2 protein-coding genes are annotated in these 1627 nt (G+C 64.4%); both read right to left on the minus strand.

Features of this window, described 5'->3' with window-relative positions; genetic code table 11:
* Nucleotides 1-166: 166 nt before the first annotated feature.
* Nucleotides 167-595 (minus strand): DUF1489 family protein, encoded by a 429-nt coding sequence (locus GBZ48_RS35775; protein ID WP_174475364.1) that lies wholly within the window; start codon nt 593-595, stop codon nt 167-169.
* Nucleotides 596-711: 116 nt separating this feature from the next.
* Nucleotides 712-1627, minus strand: a 916-nt coding sequence (locus GBZ48_RS35780) for an ion channel (protein WP_174475365.1), incomplete at its 5' end; no start/stop codon positions are given.

A 1627-nucleotide genomic window follows, 5' to 3' on the forward strand; every position in this document is an offset into this window, starting at 1 on the left:
AACCGCTAAGTCGCTGTTTTCTCTTCCGTTTCTGCCGCCGGCGCCGCGCTTCGTTCAGCGCCCCGCCGTCGGTGGAGCGGTTTATAGGCGCCCTCCCTCAAACCGCGCAAGCGCTTTTTTCATCGCCTCTTGCTTTTTATGTTCGCTGAACCGACGGATGTTTTCCTCAGAGCAGACCGAGTTCACGCAGTTCCGCCGCCATATCGGCCGGCATTTCGCTCCCTGCCCCGCCGACGGCGGAGAGATCCTGGGGGGCCGCTTCGGCGGTCAGATAGCGCCAGCCTTGGAACGGACGATGCGGCGTCGGCACCGTCTGCACCCGGTCGGAGGCGAGGTGCAAAGTGCAATAGCTCTCGCCCTCCTCGTCAGTATCGGTGTCGATGGCGAGGATGGGCTGGCGCACCAGGATGCTGCCCTTGATCACCCAATAGATCGATCCGCCGGCCAGCAGCTCGTCGCCGCGCTTGGGCAGGCGGCGGGTGTAGACGGGGATGCGGGTCTGGCCACCGGCGGTTACGGCACGGCGGTCCTGAAGTTCCGCCAGATGGTCGAGGTCACGGACGCCGACGGCGAGCTTGATCAGATGGAGAGGCATGGAGGCTGCAAGGTCTCTGACAGGAGGGACGGAACCGCGCCCAGCATAGCGCGCCTCCTGACATAGTGCGTTATGCCGGATTGTCCCGCAGCCCGGAGCGCGGGACGGATCTGTCCTCAGAGCGGATCGTTGCGGTCCGACCGGCTGGTCGGCCGGGCATGGCCGATGATGGCACTGAAGCCGAACAGCAGAAGCAGCACGCCCATGACGATCTCGATACCACAGACCAGACGGACCACCCCGGACACCGGGTGTATGTCGCCATAGCCGACGGTGGCGAAGGTCACGATGGAGAAATAGATGCCCTCGGCGAAGGTGATGTCGCGCCTGACGCCCTCGATCACGAAGTTCGGCTCCGCCATGAAGCGGTCCATGATGGTGTAGATGGCGCCGAACAGGATGATGCAGAGCGAATAGAAGGTCAGGAAGGCAAAGGCCGGCAGGACCAGACGGGCCGATTGCTGGAAGAAGCCTTCGAACAGCAGGCCGGCGTCGAGCAGGAAGATGGCGATGTCGCGCGACACCAGGGCGACGATGGCGGCGATGGCCGACATCGCCAGCAGGAAGATCGCGCCGATGGTCTGGGTGTCCATGTCCTGTTCGGGCACCAGGAAGGTCAGGGCGCCGATGCCCCAGACCGGCGCCATCCACAGGAAGACGCGGTCGAAATGGCCGCCTTCCCGCAGCCGCCTGGACATCACAATCCGCCGGATGTCCTCCGCCCGCCACCATGCGCCGCCGAGAAAGGCGACCAGCGGCAGGACGAAGGCGATCGCCTGGATCAGCGGGCTGATGTTGTGAAAGTTGCTTTCGGCGAAAAAGACGAAGATGCAGGCGTAGACGCCGATGAAGTTGGTCAGCGCCAGGGTGAAGAACTGGCTGCCCGGAAACAGATAGTGGAAGGCGCCGACCACCAGCCCGACCGACCCCAGCAGGACGAAGGTCAGGTCGCCCGACACCGACCGGATCGACAGGGCGATCAGGCCGAGCAGCAGAGCCGTCAGCAACGCCCCGCCCAGCCAGGACTTCGAC

It is taken from the genome of Azospirillum melinis, from assembly GCF_013340935.1.
Classification (GTDB): Bacteria; Pseudomonadota; Alphaproteobacteria; order Azospirillales; family Azospirillaceae; genus Azospirillum; species Azospirillum melinis.

What these genes read in the sequence shown, in the direction of transcription:
- GBZ48_RS35775 (WP_174475364.1), bottom strand. Translation starts at nt 595, where the DNA reads ATGCCTCTCCATCTGATCAAGCTCGCCGTCGGCGTCCGTGACCTCGAC.